Genomic DNA, 16,786 nt, shown 5'->3' with positions numbered 1-16,786 from the left:
TGGAGTTTTCCGGCTTCATTCAGGGGGCGGGCTGGTTGCGCCTCCGGAATTCATCAGCGAGATATGCACATCGCGAACCGCGATAGATCAAAATGTCTGTTCGCATTTAACGGCTTTTTAGCGCGATAAATATTACCTACTTCTAATGTAAAAATTAAGGAGCGGGGCGATGCTGGGTAGTTTCAGGGAGAAGTTTTTCCGCATCCTCAAGGACAAAAACGGCAACTTCGCCGTTATGACAGCTCTGGTGATGGTGCCGTTGCTTACGGGGGCTTCGGTCGCTATCAATCTCGCTCGTATCAATCTCGAAGCCGTGAAGATGCAGGACGGGCTCGATGCAGCCGCCTTCTCTGCGCTGAAGTCCTATGGCGACGGGGGTGATGCAGCCAAAGCGAAAGATCTGGCGAACACGACCTTCTTCGCCAACTTCGGCACGCCTGCAATCGTCGACGAACTCAGTTCGGGGAGTTCAGTGACACCAGTTGCCTCCGACACAGTTAGCCTTGCTTTCGGCTCTCTCGGCGTTGAGACGACGGCAACGGCGACCTATGAGCACACATACCCGCCGCTGTTCTACGGTCTTCGGCCCTACACGATCGATCGCGTCAGCGTCGCCGCCCGCATGCCTGGGCGGGAAGCGTGCATTCTGGCGCTCCATCCGACAGCAAGCCGGGCTTTCGAAGTGAGCGGCAGCGCCACCGTCGACACTTCCGGGTGTACGATCACCTCGGACTCGACCGATGCGCAGTCGATCTATCTCAGCGGGTCGGCCACGCTCAAAACCGAGTGTCTGTACACCGCCGGCAAGGTTTCGGCGACGCTTGCCAACCTCACGCTTGCCTGCCCCAAGGCAGTGGAAGAGGTTGCGCCAATCCCAGACCCCTTCCCTTCGAAGAAAATGCCCACGACGGGAAGCTGGGTGAACCTTTCGGGATGCGGGCAGAATTTCGTGGACGGCGGTGGCGGCAATGGCGATTGCAACGGTACGAGCAAGACGCCGAACAACCCGCCCGCCGGCTATACCGTCGAACTGAAGCCCGGAACCTACGGCGGTCTGGAAATCAAGGGTAAGGTTCTTCTGCGGCCAGGTTCCTACATCATCGACGGAGGCACCCTGAAACTCGCCAGTCAGTCGGTGCTGACCGGTGAGGGCGTCACCTTCTTCCTGATGAACGGCGCCCAGCTCGACATTCACGGTGGCTCGACCTTCAAGATCACGCCATCCCAGACAGGGGACTGGGCAGGCTTCTCGATAGTTGCCGCCAGGAACAATACGTCGACGGCGACGATCAACGGCAACAGCGCCTCATCGCTTGCGGGGATCATCTACATGCCGGCATCGCGTGAGATCCAGTATGCCGGCAGTGGTACCACCGGCGGCGAATGCGTGCGCATCGTCGCGCAGGAGATCACCATGATCGGCAACAGCAGCTTCAAGCTGGATTGCAAGGCAGCGCTTGCGAACAACACCATCAACAATCCGGGGGCAATCCGTCTGGTCAGATAGAAACAACCAGACGGACGAGGCAGAACGGGGCGGCACTCTTTAGGACTGTGTCGCTCCCTGTCGCACACTTCTTTGATGCTGAAAGTGGCCTTCAGTTTGTTTCACACGGGCGCCAGGACTTCCGCACTAAAGCGAATAGGTCAAAAGGACGGTCGAGCCGGGATCGACACATGGCAGTCCTCAGTCCGGCATGGGAGGCGAAGGGCGAGAGGCGCAGCGCCCTCAAATCGGCGGCCGCGACGCTGACAATTTTGACCCCGCTCAGCCGGAAAACCCTGACCTAGGTGGAAAAGCGATCCGACAAGCTCCGAATGCGGCCAGCCCTGCTGTCCGTAATATAGCGACACACATTGCTGGCGCTGCCCGTAATAGGGCTCGAAAGATTTGTCGCAGGCTCGGAGCGAACGACGGTGGTCATAGCACCATTCAACGCGCCCTGAGGCGCGTCGGAAGAGCCCCGTCGGGACGGTAATACGATCGCGCCACCGGTGACCACCCACCTCCCCCGAATGCGGCCAGGGATACCACCATCCATCATTGTGGCGATGGTACCCGCCATGGCGATAACCATACCTTCATAGCCGTTGCAACAGCCGTATCACGGAGCCGCATTATAAGGGTTGCCTCCATAGCCGGTGTACGCGCGCTTTTGCGGCGGTCCGCCGTGACCACCCAGCTAATGATGGATCAACTTGACCGGGTGGGAAGCCCACTGCCCAGCCTAAACGGATAGCTTGGGCACGGCCCGCGCCGACACTGCCGACAGCGTCGTACCGGCGGTCACGAGAACAGGCCGGCGGAGCTTTCACCAACCTACCCCTTGACTGGAAGCAGCCCCTCGGCGGCCACGGTCCTTCCCCAACGACTGTCAATCGTCGTGATGCTTGTGCCCCTTATTGCCCCTGTTCTGGTGGTCGTTTGCGTGTTCGAGCACATCCTTGTGGTTGGCGTCCTCGCCCCGGATGTCGGGGTGTTTCGTTTCCCAATGGCGGTTGCGGTACCCTTCTTCCTCTGCAGGCTTTTCTGGCTTTTTGTCGGGCTTGTTCGGCTTGTCCGGTTTCTCTTCGGGTTGCTGCGGATCCTGGCGCGGCCTCTCCTGCTCGACGGCGGGGGGTCGCACAGTTTTCGGCTTCGGTTCAATGTCTTCGTTGATCGCCGCCGCAAGGCTGCAGCCACCGCCCGCCCAGCCCAGCGCTCCGGACAGTCGTTGCCCACCGGAGAGGAAAGGAAGGGCTTTCGCATTGCCAAGTGATTTCAATGTATTGCGACTGACTCTTCTGGGATCGGTGATGCCGCCGCCCGGCTTGGCAACGACGCAATCGCAGCGCTGCGTCAATTGCCGGCAACCGCCCGCGCCGCAGAAGCTTGCGGCACCGCTAAGCAGCACGACGGCCGTAGTGCCGTCGCGGCCGACATAGAAATCGAAGGCGGTACCGCGAACGCCGATGGTGCCGGCCGGGGTGACGATCTGATAGGCGGAGTGACCGGACTTGCCGCTGATCCAGCGGAACGTTCCCTTGGCGGCCATGATCGTCAGCTTCTTCACCGACTTCGCATCGTCGTAGACGAACTTGTCGATGACCACCGAGGAGCCCCACCCGACTGCAAGCTTGGTGCCATCTTGGAAGACGAACTGGCCAAGGCCGGATTTCGATGTCGAAATCCGTTCGTCCCGATAGATCGGGTCCTTGACCGCGATCGCCCCGCGCGCGCCGCTGACCGCCGTGCGAATCTCCACTGCCTGACCGACAGGTTCGGCGGCGATGGTCGGACTGAACGTCACGGCACATAGCGCTATGAGTGCGGCACCACGTAAGCAGAACATGGCCCCCTCCAAAGCGTTATTGTTATCACGTTGCAGGGATTTATGTCTTTTCGCCCAATGGAGGTAGCGGGTCTATGAAGTAGCCGTAAAATGCGCGGCGACAATCACGGTGAGATACAGCGACAGAGCGGCACTGGTGCTAATCTCGGTGATCGCCTCGGGATCAAGGGCGCGCCCATCCCGCCGCTGGCCACTCTGGTCGCGCACACAACTTTCCACTTTGCAAACAGCAGCCTTGGTTCCGTTTTGCAGTGCCAAATGACACCTGATCGCCTATTAGCGAGCCCGGCAGGACTGGGCTGCGCTCTTCAAGGAGAATGGGAAACAGGGAGCCGAACGCCACTCTGTGACCGAAGCCAGCCACGGCATCAGGGTCACGCATTGGAGAATGGTTCAAGAACCGAAGGACGGGAAAACAACCGGTCCAGCGGACAGAGTCGATTGAGCCGATCGGCGCCGGAGCAATTCGATGCCATTTGCATGAATTATTGACAAATATCCTGATGTGAGCGGGTATGTCCGAGAGGCAAGTGCTCGCCCAATGGATCAGCATGCCGGATTTCGCGACGCCCCCGGCAAAATCAGGTGGCTATACGAGCTGATCAACAATCTTGGCACCTACCTGGGGCAGAACGCACCTTCGATCGTCAACTACTGTCAGCGATACTGGTCCGGTCAGCCGAGGCCGCTTGTGTTTTTGCGCGACCGCAAATTAATGCATGTCGCCCAAAATTGCGCAGCGGTTTTGGGAGAACGACATGCATCAAAACAAAGACTGAAGCGCGTCGCTTGAATTCGTTTCAGCGCGACGCGCTTTAGGTCAAAAGTCCTAGGCTATTAGCTTGTTCTAATTGATACTTTTCCAACACCAGGGAAAAGAGTAGCATTGGTGCCGTTCCAGAGGGGATGGGGCGAGCACAACGGGCCGCGCAATTGCATTCTCCGCCTCGGTCTTGCACGGCCAGATCATATCTGGGAGGAATGCATGACAAGAACAGCTCGCCTTGGGCGCTGCGGCGTCCTCGTTTTAACCGGTCTTTTGGGGGCATGGCTTGGCGCTGCTACGGCGCGGGCCGAAGATACGAGCAAGGCCGACCTCGAAGCCTTGAAGAAATCGCTGGCCAAGTATGAGGACTACACGGCCGCTGTGCGCGACCTCTATCTGTCGACCGTCGGCTGCGTCTACTACAGCGGCGAGAAGATAGCCGGCGCGATGGACTATCCGAAGGGTGCCATGGGCATCCATTTCGTCAACGTCCCAAGTATCGGCCAGCAGCTCGACCCAATGAAGCCCAACGTCCTGATCTACGAGCCGACGAAGAAGGGCTTGAAACTGGTCGGCGTGGAATGGCTGGTGCCGTTGACGCCGGACGTCAAGGAAGCCCCAAGCCTGTTCGGCCAGAAATTCATGGGGCCGATGGAGGGACACTACCCGCTGATCCCGAAGGAGTTCGTGCACTACGATCTTCACGCCTGGCTGTTCGCGGTCAACCCGAACGGCATGTTCAGTCCGACGAACCCGAAGGTGAAATGCAGCAAGGCCGATTTTCCGATGCTGGAGAAGCCGACCAAGATGATGCCCGGGCCGATGTAAGAGACCGTGAGGCACACGGCGAAAAGAAACGGCCCCGTTCGGGGCCGTTTCTCAGACTTCTGACAAACCCCTGGCTTTAGCCGGGGGTTTTTGATTCACTGGGTCATGTTGAAGGGAGCTGTCACGTTGTTCGTGGTTTAACGGTTGACGGATAACCGGACGTGAGGAGCGCGCCGACCATCAGCTACAAGAACCACCGGTGATGTCACGTAAACCTCCTGTCAGTGAGTGGGGCGTAGAGATGGTGAATTGCGTCATCAGCTACAAGCGCCATCGTTTCCCGCAGCAGATCATCGCCCATGCAGTCTGGTTGTACTTTCGGTTCCCGCTGAGCCTGCGCCTGGTCGAGGAATTGCTGCTGGAGCGCGGCATCGTCGTTTCGTACGAAACGATCCGCCGATGGGGTCGGAAATTCGGATCGGCCTGAGCAAAGCAAATCCGCCGCCGACGGCCATCGCGCCGGGACGTCTGGCATCTGGACGAAGTGGTGGTTTCCATCGGCGGCCGCAAGCACTGGCTCTGCCGTGCCGTTGACCAGGACGGTTATGTTCTCGACGAGATCGTTCAAAGTCGGCGCGATACGAAAGCCGCGAAGCGATTGCTGATCAGGCTATTGAAGAAGGCAGGCATGTCGCCCAAACGGATCATCACCTACAAGCTCCGTTTCTACAGCGCCGCAAAGCGTGATGTTATGCCGGCTGTCGAGCACAGGTCCCACAAGGGGCTCAACAATCGAGCGGAAAACTCTCATTTGCCGCTGCGAAAGCGGGAACGTACAATGCAGGGTTTCCGATCAGCCGGAAGCTTGCAGCGGTTCATCTCGATCTTCTCGGCGCTCCGAAATCTCTTCGTCACCCCGCATTACAAACGATCAGCCCTGGCCACTCACATTCACCGCATTCGCGCAATAGCGCATTGGAAAACCGTGACGGACGCGGTTGCCTGATCTCAAAGAACAGGGGGGCGTAGTTCGATCACCGCTCGTTAACGTGACAACTCCAACGCGACATATTTCGTCTTGCGCATCGCGGTTCAGCCGTGTTCCTCGATCGGCCGAATGTTCTGGTTCACCCGGAAGAGGTTCTGTGGGTCGTAGCGCCGCTTGACCTCCACAAGTCGGCGGTAGTTGCCGCCATAGGCCGCCTCGACCCGGTCGACTTCGTCCTCAGGCATGAAGTTGATATAGGCCGTGCCGGCGGAATAGGGTCTAGCCGCCTCGAAGAGCCGCCGTGCCCATTCGGTGCAGGCTTGGTCTATTTGCGGTTCGCGCCAGCGCGCGTGAACATTCATGACAAAATGCGAATTGCGCTGCGGGAAGGCGGTCTCCTCCGCCGCGACCCGGCCGGCGGCGCCGCCGACATGGCCTATGAAAATCTCGCATTCCGGTCCCGGCAATTGGCGGATGGCGTCGAGCAGTATACCGATGGTCTGATCGGAGAGCTCAATGAAGTCATGGCTCTTCCAATAGTTGCGTGCGCCAGGCGCGAGCAGTTGATCGAAGGCCTGTTGCCACGCCACAAAAGGAGCCGGGCCGACGACATCGGCGATCGGCTTGCCGATGCCACGCAAGGCCGCCGTCGCCTTTTGACCTGTCTCGAGATCGCCGCAATAGCACATCGCCAGTGCGAGGATTTCCTTGCCGTGCCATTCCTCCCGCAGGAACGGCAGCGGCGGCGCCCGCCGCATGACGGACCAGCAGGTGAGCTCGTCCGGCGCGCTCTTGAGCACCTGCCGATACTGTTTGAGAACGCTCTCCGCATCGGCGAAGGGATGCACCACGAGGCCAGCGAGAACCTCGGGGCCAAGCTCGTGAAGCTGGAATTCAAAGGCCGTGACGACGCCGAAATTGCCACCACCGCCCCTCACGCCCCAGAAGAGGCCCCGGTGGTCCGTCTGGGTGGCGCGCACAAGCTCGCCATTCGCCGTCACCACGTCGACCGATATCAGGTTGTCGAGCGTCAATCCGAACTTGCGCGTGGTCCAGCCGAACCCGCCGCCGAGCGTCAGGCCGGCAATGCCGGTCGTCGAGTTGATGCCGGTCGGCAGCGCCAGGCGGTAGGCCTGTGTCTCCTTATCGACGTCGGCAAGCGTGGCGCCAGGCTCCACCCAGGCCCGCTTTGTCGTCTGGTCGACACGCACCGACTTCATCGGCGAGAGGTCGATCATCAGGCCGCCGTCGCAGACCGCATTGCCGGCGATGTTGTGGCCGCCGCCCCGCACGGAGACGAGCAATTGGCTTTCCGCGGCGAAGCGGCCAGCCGACTATCCTCCAAGGTGGATAGACAACCACCTAGACCTCGATGGCATCCTTGCGCAGTTGAATGCTAGGCTACAGCAGGGGCATCCGGTCCGAGCGCCGGCTGCGCCGGTTTGGACTGGACGGTAATAAGGTGCCGGATCGTTCTAGCTTCTCAAAGATCACCGCGGTAACTCATATGTCTGCGGGGATCTGCGATATGCTTCTTCGCATTGCCGCGAACAGAACCACGGTCCTTGCGGCGCGGCCCGTCTGTAGGATGAATACGGTGCATGCATCTTGCACACCGGGTCGATCCAGGCGGGGTCAGCCGAGGGAGCAAGCTCAATCTCATAGAGCGGGACTTCCCCGACTACTGATCGAAGCGCCACCGTTCCGAGGTCTCGCACTAGAATTCCTTTGGCGACGGCCGCCTCGGCAATGGGGCGAGTGGCAAGCAGTTGACCGGGGGATGCGAGCGCCGCGATGCGTGCTGCGATGTTGACGGTCGATCCAAAGAGATCGCCTGCCCTGCGGATGACTGGGCCATGGTTCAGCCCCGCCCGAGTGAGCGGTAGCCGTGGTTCGTTCCGGCACGTCTGCAACAGCGTTCCGAGGGCCTGGATCGCGATTTCCGGCTCAGAAAACGAGAGCATTGCCTCATCCCCGATCCATTTAATTGGGGGCTCATATCCACTAAGGGCGTCGCAGACCATGCTCTCGAACATCTCAAGCACGTCAATCGCGGCTGAGTCTCCATAAACGTCGGCAATGGCACTAAACCCCGCAAGATCTATGAATGCAATGGTAGCCGAGACGTCAGCGGAATGCTGTGTCTGCCGCATATCGCTCTCCATCGCTACTAGTTAAGGCCGTTGCATTGTAACGCAAATTCAAGTCGATGAGAGGGAAGAAGGAGCGCTGCCTTTCTTGACGAGGAACGACCTCATGGAACGATCTCAAGATGCTGATATTATTGATCAATTTTGGAAGCACAACCTGTCCGCCTCATTGAATGAAGCCGGAAACTCTGCAGCGGCCCAGAAACCTGGGCGGTTCAACCACCGCCGAGCTCTGATCGCCGCTGGATGAGAGTTCGGTAACAGAGCAACGGCAGCGAGCGCGCTTGAGACTGTTACAGGTCAGGTATGCCTGTCTGCTTGACGCCGCGCGCCACTGGCTGGCCCACTGGCTCGCAATTCTCGGACGCACGCACCAGATAATCAGAACTTTGCTCATTTCGTTCAACTGGACTGCCTTAACTCAACAATTCCCCGCCGACCCTAGGGCTGCTTTTTTGCTCGTGCACGCTCCCGCAGGTCAGCTAGTGACGCCCTCAGCCTAGCCCTGATTGCGTGCCTGTTGACGCCGAGCAATTGACCCCTCCTCTTCAGGAGATGGCCGCCAACAATCACTGTATCGACGTGTTGGCGTTCAGCGTAAAAAGCGACAAACGTGCTAACATTGACTGACAGAGGCAAGAAAGACCTGTCTGGATTCAGAAGGATCAAATCTGCCTTCTTGCCCCGCTCGATGCTGCCGACTCGATGTGCAAGCCCGATGGCTGTCGCAGCGTCACCTGTCGCGAACCGCAAGACGTCGGTCGCAGTTACGTTTTGGTCGGCTTGGCTATGGATCCGGGAGAGCATGTGGGCGGCGCGCATTTCGCCGAACATGTCGCCCGCCGTGGAGGTGACGACGTCGACGCCCAGCGCAGGTCTGATCCCGGACGCAATCGTCGCGTGGATGGCTGGGATCCCAAAACGCAATCTGCTATCGGCCGTCGGGGTAATAACGACGCCACCGCCGCTTTCCGCAATCCGGCGTCGCTCGTCGGCCGACAACCAGGTTGCATGCACGTAGTGAGCGCCCTCGACCAGCAGGCCGCAACGCTCCAGGAGCTTCACTGGCTCCATCGCCAAGGCGGCTGGAGTGTTACCGATGTGCACGGATGGACGGAGATCGAGCTCGCGCGCGACCTTCCAGTCTCGCCGACATACCTCCAGAGTACTCAATTCGGGTCCACGCAACGCAATCCCCATCGTCACAAGCGCATCATCGCCGGACAGGAAGTCACGGCGAATTCGCTCTGCCTCCGTTCGACGGGCCGCCGAACCTCCGGGACATCCGGCATCTGTTAGATGCGGACGAATTCCGCAAGCCGCGTGTCCTCTCTTCTCCGTTCCGCCAGCAAAGCGGGAGAGCCATCGAAGACGACCTTGCCGTTCTCCATGAAGATCACCCGGTCGGAAACTTCCATGGCGAACTTCATCTCGTGGGTGACAATCACCATCGTGCGTCCGGATCGCGCCAATGCGGCCATGATACGAAGCACTTCTCCGACGGTTTCCGGGTCCAACGCGGATGTCGGCTCGTCGAAAAGCAGAATGGAAGGGTGCATGGCCAGCGCACGGGCGATTGCCACCCTTTGTTGTTGGCCGCCAGACAGTTGATGCGGATACTTGTTCTCATGAACAAGCATTCCGACTTCGTTCAAAAGCGCTCGCGCTTCGCTGCGCACTTCGGCATAAGTTCCGCGCTTATGGTAGAGCGGCCCCATCATAACATTCTCGAGCGCCGTACGGTGCGGAAACAAATTGAAACTCTGAAAGACCATGCCGATGCGGAGGGCATCCTGGCTGCTGTGGCGCATAGATTTGCCGAATGTTTCCTTCGATCCCGCCAGAAAGGGCTTTTCTTCGAGGTAGACAATCCCTTGATCGAGGGTCTCGAGGCCGTTCAGAGATCGGATGAGCGTGGTCTTGCCCGAGCCCGATGGTCCGATGATGGAGACGACCTCACCAGGTTTGACCGACAGGCTCAATTCGGTGAAGACGGGATAGATTCCGAAAGACTTTCCGCCGCGATCGAGGCGTATCGCTGGCTTTGTCAATGCGGCGCGGATGTCATTGCCGATCCCTTTGGCGATGACACCACTTGGTTCCGCATCTTCTGTCGTGAGCTCAGCCAAACGTCTCGAGAAATCAAGCCGCCGCTCAAGTGCCTTGAGCCCGATGTCAAAAACCGTAACGATCAGGACGTAGTAGAAGGCAACCGCGACCATCGTCTCGATTACCTTGAAGTTTTGCGTGTAGTAACGCTGGCCGACCAACAGAATCTCGGCAAGCGAGATCACCGATACGAGAGATGTCAGCTTCACGATCGAGACGAACTCGTTTCCGAGAGCAGGCAATGCGATACGTAGCGCCTGCGGGATCACGATAAGGCGTTGGACGCCTGTGCGCGATAGTCCCAACACTCGGCCCGCTTCATATTGCCCCCTTCCGATGGCCACAAGAGCGCCGCGATGGATTTCAGCGATGTAAGCGGTTTCGCTCAAAACCAGGGCGATCAATCCGGCGACGAACGGAACCGAGAGCAAATCCGATGTCGAAGGGAACGCCTGCGGCAGATTATAGACAAAGATCAGAAGGACAAGCAGCGGAAGGCTTCTGAAGAACCAGACATAGAGCGCTGCGGCACGCCTTACCAGCAGGAGGTCGGAGCGGTGTGCCAGCGCGACAACAAAGCCAATGACTACCGCCAGAACCCAAGTCGCAACGCTAAGCTCAACGACCAACAATGTTGCATTCCAGAAGTCGCGGCTCCAAAGGAGCCCGACTGCGTAAGGCCAATCGAAAGCCATGTTTCCAGTTCCATATGAAGTTGACCCGAGCCGTCAGAGCGACCCGGGATTCGAGAGGCGGTTATTCGCTTTCTGTCAGCGCGGCGGAAACTTCGGCGTCCGTAGGCAGGGCGAGATTATATTTTGCAAGGATCGCCTTGTACTCGTCGCTCGACTTTAGAGGAGCGAACGCCGCTTGGAGACGTGTAAGGAGTTCGTCATTGCCCTTCTTCACTGCGAACCCCATGACAACCGGAAAGAGGATTTCAGTCGACGTGATCTTCAGTCGACCGCTGGAGGCCACCACCGCAGCGTTTGACACGCCAGAGTCATCGAAGACCACGTCAGCACCGCGGGAGAGAAGGGCCTGTGCGGCCTCGGCGGAGGTGGCGAACTCCTTGACGTCGATGGGGTTGGAACCGCATTTCGATTGCGAAACCTTCTCAAGTTCAGGCACCCAAGCCGCGCCCTTCAGGTTCGCCACCCGCTTTCCGCAAAGTTCTTCAGGCTTTTTGGGTTCGAAGTTGTCTTCGGCGCGCACCATCAACGAGCCGCCTGTCTTGGCAACTGCGACGTAGTCGACCACTTTGGCGCGGGCCGGCGTTAAATACATCGCTGAAGCGATCACATCGAAGCGGCTCGCTTGAAGACCCGGAATCAGATTCGCGAAGCGCGTGTCCATGAACTGGACTTTAACGCCGAGCCTCGGCGCGATCGCGGCAAGTACCTCGGCATCGAAACCTTTGGTGACGCCGTCTTCGACGTAGTCGTATGGCGGATAGACCTGATCCGAACCGACCAGTAGTGACCCGGCGGTGATCGTCTTGAGATTGTCAGCCCCCGCCGTGGGAGCAGCACCGACTACCAACGTTAGGGCGCCAAACAACAAGACGGTCCTCGCTGCGATCTTACACTGCATTCTTCATTCCCCTTTATGTTTGCCCGGACGGACCATCCATCCGGGAACTGGAAGCTTATGCTCTTCCGCTTCCGCCGACTTGTTCAGCGGATCGTGGGCATTTCGCGGGGCGCGCGCTTGGTAAGAAGTAGCGGCCCATCCCTGGTGATGGCGATGTTTTCCTCGTGGACGATCATCTTGCCTGGCGCATATTCCATGCCGGGTTCAATCGTGAGCACCATGTTTTCTAGGATCACCGTACCGTCCCCGAGCCTATGCGACGGCGGTTCCGTTAACTGCATACCCAGTCCGTGGCCCAGGCGACCAACGTTGTTGCCGACGGCTCCCGCCTCCTCGATGATTTTGGCCATCGCGCGAAATACGTCATCGGTCTTGGCGCCTGGGACCGCTGCCGCGATACCAGCTTCCGTCGCGAGCCAAAGCGCGTCGTGCACACGTTTGGCGTCGTCGGAGATGTTCCCGATCGCAAAATTCCGGTCGAAATCGCAGAAGTACCCGTCGAAGGTCGAGCCAGTGTCGATAAAGAGAACGTCGCCCTCCTGGACAAGGCGGTCGTGAGGGCCGCATATGATCTGCGGTACGCCGCCGAGGCCGGCGATGGCTGGCATGAACGGCGTGGAATCGGCGCCGCGCCTGGCGATGTCGATCCTCAGCTTACGGGCGATTTCCCGTTCGCTTTCGCCGATCGAAATGCTGCACGGCAGCGCCTCGTAGGCGTCGCTCGCAATCTGGCATATGTACTGGATGTGCTCGATTTCCGCCGGTGTCTTGACCATACGGATTTCCCAGATGCAAGGCGAGCCATCGGCGATCTCGACTGCGAGAGTGTTTCGCAACTTCAGCAGATCGGTGATAGGCATTCGGATCGCCATCTCCCGCCCGAGTTCCGCGCCGACACGTCCGTACCGCCTCGGGAAAGCTTCGATCGTGGACCTCAAAAGGGAGATGCCGTCGTCTTCAGGATTTGGAGCCTGCCAGGTGCGGATGTCCCTCATCCACGTCAACGCCATCTCGACTGCGCCAATCTCCGGGATCACTGCCACCGGGTCGCCTTCGAGCGGAACGACCACGAACCATGGCCTCGTCGGGCTCTCCCAGAACTGGGAGTCCAAGCCTGTGAAGTAGCGGACGTTCGGCGGCGATGAAACGAGCAGAGCGTCAAACTTGTGCTTGTGCATGATCTGCCTGGCGCGCTCTATACGGCTTTCGAATTCCTTCGGTGAAAAGCCGCGCTGCGGGATTTTAATGGCGCTCACTTCTGTTCCTTTTCACTCTGGGAATTTCTTTAAGGTCAGTGTTCATCTGGAGTGCACTTCGGTTCTGCTGGGGACGTCCTCGGGACTTGAGCCCACAATGTTCTCGTAGGATGCCGGGTCCGTCGCTTCTTCCGCCTTGAAGGAAACGTGGCTCTGCTCGTTCAAGCCGAATCTCCGGCGAGTTTCTGGATCGCGGGACACCGCGCGATGTCCAGACGATCAACCGCGCCGTGCACCCGCCGGCGCTTCAAGCCGCTTTGCGACGGCCAGGATGCCTGACCGGCCCCGACGCGTGTTTGTTTGTTGCGCGCATCGGCTTCCCGGTCATGACTATCGATTCAGTTGGCAGTGCGTTCCACGAACTTACCGTCCTTCAGTTCGTAGAGGACAAAGTCCAGCCGGGTGATATCACCCTTCTGGTTGTAGGAGAGCGGCCCGATGACCGTACTGATAACTACGCCGCTGTGGAGCTTGTCGGCCACCGCCTGAGCATCCGCCTTACCGGCCGCATTGATTCCGGCTGCAATGACCTGCATTGCAGCGTAGCCGTAAAGCGTGAAGCCTTCCGGATCGATCTTCTTTTCGTCGAATCTCTTGACCACATCTGCAGCCGCAGGATTGTTGCGAGGATCGGGACCGAACGTGATAAGCGTACCGTCTGCCCCAGGACCGGCAATCGCCGAGAACTCCGTCGAGAACATCGCGTCACCGCCGATCATCGGGATCTTGCTTCCTTGGTCGCGCAGTTGGCGCAGGATGAGCCCGGCCTCGGTGTAGATGCCGCCGAAGTAGACCACATCGGCCTTGGACTCCTTGATCTTTGCGATCAAAGCCGAGAAGTCCTTGTCGCCGACGGTAACGCCTTCAAAGCCAGCCTCCGCAAGGCCTCCGCCATTGATGGCCTTCTTGACCTCCTCGACAAGCCCTTGGCCGTACGGCGTCTTATCGTGGACGAGGAACACTTTCTTGCCGGTAAAGGCTTTCGTCAGATAGTTGCCTGCGACCGTCCCCTGCTGGTCGTCGCGACCGCAGGTACGGAACGTATTCCAGAGGCCACGTTCGGTCAGGCTGGGGTTTGTCGAAGCCGGCGTGATCTGGAACATGCCGTTCTCGAGGTAGACATCGGACGCCGGAATGGACGCGCCAGAATTCTGGTGCCCTACGACGAACTGAGCGCCAGCGGCAGCGAGGTGATTTGCAACGGATACCGCCTGCTTCGGATCTCCAGCGTCATCTTCGATTTGGAGAACGACCTTCTCACCGAGGATACCTCCGGCAGCATTGATGTCCTCGACGGCCTGCTTCACGCCATTGAGGTTTTGCTCTCCCACGCCGGCGCTCCCGCCCGTGACCGGTCCCGCCCAGCCGATGATCGTGTCGGCCCAAGCGGACGAGCTGATTGTTGTTGCAAGAAGACTGGCTGCTAAAACGAATTTTCTCACCTTCATTCCCCTCTTTTCTTGTACTTCGGTCAAACGTTTCCGCGTGCCAGAACGCGTCCTGGTCCGTAATCTTTAGGCTATGAATGAGTGCCGGTTCGAAAGTTGGTCGGGTCCGTCTACCAGCTCTTAGCACCGGTATCGCGACTTCACGTTTTCGGCAGGCGGCGCCTGACGATTGCGGCGTGCGTGTTCACTCCGTGTATGAATCCGAGTGTTTCGTCCCTTCTCATCGGTTGCGGCTAGCGACCTCTTCGGGGGTCAGGCCGACGAGCTGCTTGTAGACGTCCGGATCGGTCGCACCTTCCGTGTTGATCAAGAAGACACACGAATCCGGGCCAAGCTTCAGCTTGGTGCGCAGTTCCGCGTCATGAGCGACCTTGATTAGCGCGGCCAAGCCGACACCCCCACTCTCGCCCGACACGACAGCCGGGTCGCCCGGCAAGGGGTTGGCAAGGCGCTGCATCACGTCAATCGCGTCCTCGTCTTCAACGGTCATGAACGCATCGGCAACGCGGGATAGGATGCGCCAAGCGACAAGAGAGGGCTCATAGCACTCGAGCATGGCCATCATGGTCGACGATGCGTGATCCACCTTGACGATTTCGCCGGCCTTAGCGGTTTCGTATAGGCAAGCTGCTCGCGACGGATCAACGACCGTCAGGAAAGGTCGCTCGTCGCCATAAGCGAGCGAGAAATATGCTGCGAGGGCCGCAGCAATGCCGCCGACGCCCGCCTGAATGAAAACATGGGTCGGCCTCGTAGGCATTTGACGCACCGCTTCGCTGAGTAGCGCGGTGTAACCCTGCATGACGAATCCGGGAATGCGCTCGTAGCCGGGCCACGAGGTATCCGAGACCGTCAGCCAGCCGTTCTGCTGCGCTGCACTCGTGGCCTCTTCGACGGAGTCGTCGTAGTTTCCATCAACGCGGATCATCTGCGCTCCGAAGCGAGCGATCGCCGCAATCCTTTCATTGCTCACGCCGGAATGCACAAAGATTGCGCAATTCGCGCCAACGAGCTGAGCGCCCTGAGCGACAGAGCGCCCATGATTTCCATCCGTCGCACAGGAAACGGTAATACGTCTGGCAATCGCCCTCACCTCCGGCGAAAGCAACTCCGTGACGTCCACATCCCGTCCGAACTGACGCGCGGCTTCCTCTAGGACCAGCCGAATGACCGCGTAGGACCCGCCAAGCGCTTTGAAGCTTCCGAGGCCGAGCCTATGCCCCTCGTCTTTCATTTGGATGCTGCCGACGCCCAGCTCTCGTGCAAGTTGATCAAGGGACACAAGAGGGGTCTCGCGATGCCCGTCACGATGCTTCAGGAAACGTTCAACTTCCGCAGCAGCTTCGAGGCCCAGTGTCTCTGCATCGATCGTTTCAAGCTTCGCGCCATGGTCCGGGTGCCGGTTGATTAACAGCATTGTAACTGCCCACTCGTTTAAGGTAATTTACAATATTGCAAGCTGATCGGAATTTGTGCTTGATTTTGCGCACAGATCCGATGCTTTCCCTCTATTTTACCAATCCAAATGAGCGAAAATTCAGAAACCGTGCACGTATCACTCGACCGCGTCGACAAGTCGATTCTGCAGCTTCTTCAGCAAGACAATAAAATGTCCCAGCGAAAGATAGCGGAGATGGTCAACCTCTCTGCTCCTGCTGTTCAGCGTCGCATCAAAAGGTTAGAGGATACGGGAGTGATCCAGGCCAACATCGCGATCATTGATCCGACCAAGATCGGACAATCGATCACTTTGTTCGTGCAAGTAGCAATGGAGAGCGAACGAATAGACCTTTATGAGGCCGCCAAGCGCTCGTTTGTCGCGGCGCCTGAAGTTCAACAGTGCTACTATGTCACGGGAGACGCGGACTTCATGCTGGTAATCTCCGTCCGATCCATGAGCGAATACGAGGCTCTGACCAAAAGGCTCTTCTTCGAGAACAACAATGTGAAGCACTTTCGCACCTTCGTTGCCATGGACAGGGTGAAGGTTGGCATGTCGATCCCGATTGGCTAGAGCATCGCCCGGATACCAAAGTGCGAGCGCTGCGTCGTCCGCGGCTTTGACCAACATCCAACTGCAGCATCCTGTTCGATTGCCTCGCGTCAGACGACGTCGAACCAAAGTTGCGAACCAGTTCGCGAAAATCAGCGCCAGATTTTATCTGGCTTATAAGTGATGGGGTTGTCTTCTCTATTCGGCGTGGTGAGGTCAAGCACCTTCTGACTGTCCGTAGCATCGGCTTAAGGTTTCGAGTGCGAGGCGGTATATCGCCGCGTCCCGTGTTGGGGAGGCCCCCCTTGCGTTTCGCAACTGCGACACTTGCGGCGTGCGACGCGCGAGGTAGACCTCATGCGGCACGCGCGCTTCCTCGGGAT

At 58.7% G+C, this 16,786-nt stretch carries 12 protein-coding genes and 2 pseudogenes; 5 read left to right on the top strand and 9 right to left on the bottom strand.

Features of this window, described 5'->3' with window-relative positions; all coding sequences use genetic code 11:
- The first annotated feature begins 169 nt into the window (after nt 1–169).
- The gene (locus PWG15_RS32925; RefSeq protein ID WP_275027672.1) at nt 170–1,507 is read left to right on the top strand and encodes a TadE/TadG family type IV pilus assembly protein; all 1,338 of its coding nucleotides are present in this window, start codon (nt 170–172) and stop codon (nt 1,505–1,507) included.
- Between the two features lie 868 nt (nt 1,508–2,375).
- On the opposite strand, the gene PWG15_RS32920 is transcribed toward PWG15_RS32925, so the two are convergent.
- A complete protein-coding gene (locus PWG15_RS32920) occupies nt 2,376–3,332 on the bottom strand; it encodes a FecR domain-containing protein (protein ID WP_275027671.1) in 957 nt (318 codons plus the stop codon).
- A 985-nt stretch (nt 3,333–4,317) separates the two neighbouring features.
- On the opposite strand from PWG15_RS32920, the gene PWG15_RS32910 reads away from it, so the two are divergent.
- Both PWG15_RS32910 and PWG15_RS32905 read left to right on the top strand, forming a co-directional pair.
- Complete coding sequence (locus tag PWG15_RS32910; protein ID WP_275027670.1) at nt 4,318–4,926, top strand: hypothetical protein; 609 nt, start codon at nt 4,318–4,320, stop codon at nt 4,924–4,926.
- A 241-nt stretch (nt 4,927–5,167) separates the two neighbouring features.
- Nucleotides 5,168–5,872 (top strand): annotated as a pseudogene (locus PWG15_RS32905) (IS6 family transposase).
- A gap of 86 nt (nt 5,873–5,958) precedes the next feature.
- Here PWG15_RS32905 and PWG15_RS32900 read toward each other — a convergent pair.
- Together PWG15_RS32900 and PWG15_RS32895 are read right to left on the bottom strand one after the other, a co-directional pair.
- Nucleotides 5,959–7,188: pseudogene (locus PWG15_RS32900) on the bottom strand (FAD-binding oxidoreductase); the annotation flags it as partial.
- 156 nt (nt 7,189–7,344) lie between these two features.
- Nucleotides 7,345–8,007: an adenylate/guanylate cyclase domain-containing protein gene (locus tag PWG15_RS32895; protein WP_275027669.1), complete on the bottom strand. Its 663-nt coding sequence runs from the start codon at nt 8,005–8,007 to the stop codon at nt 7,345–7,347.
- A gap of 103 nt (nt 8,008–8,110) precedes the next feature.
- Here PWG15_RS32895 and PWG15_RS32890 point away from each other — a divergent pair, with 103 nt between their 5' ends.
- The gene (locus PWG15_RS32890; RefSeq protein ID WP_275027668.1) at nt 8,111–8,254 is read left to right on the top strand and encodes a hypothetical protein; all 144 of its coding nucleotides are present in this window, start codon (nt 8,111–8,113) and stop codon (nt 8,252–8,254) included.
- 191 nt (nt 8,255–8,445) lie between these two features.
- On the opposite strand, the gene PWG15_RS32885 is transcribed toward PWG15_RS32890, so the two are convergent.
- From PWG15_RS32885 to PWG15_RS32860, 6 genes are all read right to left on the bottom strand, one after another.
- Entirely contained in the window at nt 8,446–9,210 is a 765-nt protein-coding gene (locus tag PWG15_RS32885) for an amidohydrolase family protein (RefSeq protein WP_425536846.1), read from the bottom strand.
- Between the two features lie 89 nt (nt 9,211–9,299).
- Nucleotides 9,300–10,808, bottom strand: a complete 1,509-nt coding sequence (locus tag PWG15_RS32880) for an amino acid ABC transporter permease/ATP-binding protein (protein WP_275027667.1) — start codon at nt 10,806–10,808, stop codon at nt 9,300–9,302.
- Between the two features lie 61 nt (nt 10,809–10,869).
- Complete coding sequence (locus PWG15_RS32875; protein WP_275027666.1) at nt 10,870–11,706, bottom strand: transporter substrate-binding domain-containing protein; 837 nt, start codon at nt 11,704–11,706, stop codon at nt 10,870–10,872.
- An 83-nt stretch (nt 11,707–11,789) separates the two neighbouring features.
- Nucleotides 11,790–12,962 (bottom strand): M24 family metallopeptidase, encoded by a 1,173-nt coding sequence (locus PWG15_RS32870; RefSeq protein ID WP_275027665.1) that lies wholly within the window; start codon nt 12,960–12,962, stop codon nt 11,790–11,792.
- A gap of 338 nt (nt 12,963–13,300) precedes the next feature.
- Nucleotides 13,301–14,404 carry a branched-chain amino acid ABC transporter substrate-binding protein gene (locus tag PWG15_RS32865; protein WP_275027664.1) on the bottom strand — a complete coding sequence of 368 codons (1,104 nt, stop codon included), beginning with the start codon at nt 14,402–14,404 and terminating at the stop codon, nt 13,301–13,303.
- Nucleotides 14,405–14,630: 226 nt separating this feature from the next.
- Nucleotides 14,631–15,827, bottom strand: a complete 1,197-nt coding sequence (locus PWG15_RS32860; RefSeq protein WP_275027663.1) for a diaminopropionate ammonia-lyase — start codon at nt 15,825–15,827, stop codon at nt 14,631–14,633.
- A gap of 108 nt (nt 15,828–15,935) precedes the next feature.
- On the opposite strand from PWG15_RS32860, the gene PWG15_RS32855 reads away from it, so the two are divergent.
- Complete coding sequence (locus PWG15_RS32855; RefSeq protein WP_275027662.1) at nt 15,936–16,424, top strand: Lrp/AsnC family transcriptional regulator; 489 nt, start codon at nt 15,936–15,938, stop codon at nt 16,422–16,424.
- Nucleotides 16,425–16,786 lie beyond the last annotated feature (362 nt).

Origin of the sequence: Ensifer adhaerens (assembly GCF_028993555.1) — a bacterium.
GTDB lineage: Bacteria > Pseudomonadota > Alphaproteobacteria > Rhizobiales > Rhizobiaceae > Ensifer > Ensifer adhaerens_I.
The sequence above is the reverse complement of the archived record's forward strand: the minus strand, read 5'-3'. Positions and strand labels throughout refer to the sequence as shown.

Bases quoted from the DNA above. Each gene is read 5' to 3' on its own strand.
- PWG15_RS32925 (WP_275027672.1), top strand. From the start codon at position 170: ATGCTGGGTAGTTTCAGGGAGAAGTTTTTCCGCATCCTCAAGGACAAA.
- PWG15_RS32920 (WP_275027671.1), bottom strand. From the start codon at position 3,332: ATGTTCTGCTTACGTGGTGCCGCACTCATAGCGCTATGTGCCGTGACG.
- PWG15_RS32910 (WP_275027670.1), top strand. From the start codon at position 4,318: ATGACAAGAACAGCTCGCCTTGGGCGCTGCGGCGTCCTCGTTTTAACC.
- PWG15_RS32895 (WP_275027669.1), bottom strand. From the start codon at position 8,007: ATGCGGCAGACACAGCATTCCGCTGACGTCTCGGCTACCATTGCATTC.
- PWG15_RS32890 (WP_275027668.1), top strand. From the start codon at position 8,111: ATGGAACGATCTCAAGATGCTGATATTATTGATCAATTTTGGAAGCAC.
- PWG15_RS32880 (WP_275027667.1), bottom strand. From the start codon at position 10,808: ATGGCTTTCGATTGGCCTTACGCAGTCGGGCTCCTTTGGAGCCGCGAC.
- PWG15_RS32875 (WP_275027666.1), bottom strand. From the start codon at position 11,706: ATGCAGTGTAAGATCGCAGCGAGGACCGTCTTGTTGTTTGGCGCCCTA.
- PWG15_RS32860 (WP_275027663.1), bottom strand. From the start codon at position 15,827: ATGCTGTTAATCAACCGGCACCCGGACCATGGCGCGAAGCTTGAAACG.
- PWG15_RS32855 (WP_275027662.1), top strand. From the start codon at position 15,936: ATGAGCGAAAATTCAGAAACCGTGCACGTATCACTCGACCGCGTCGAC.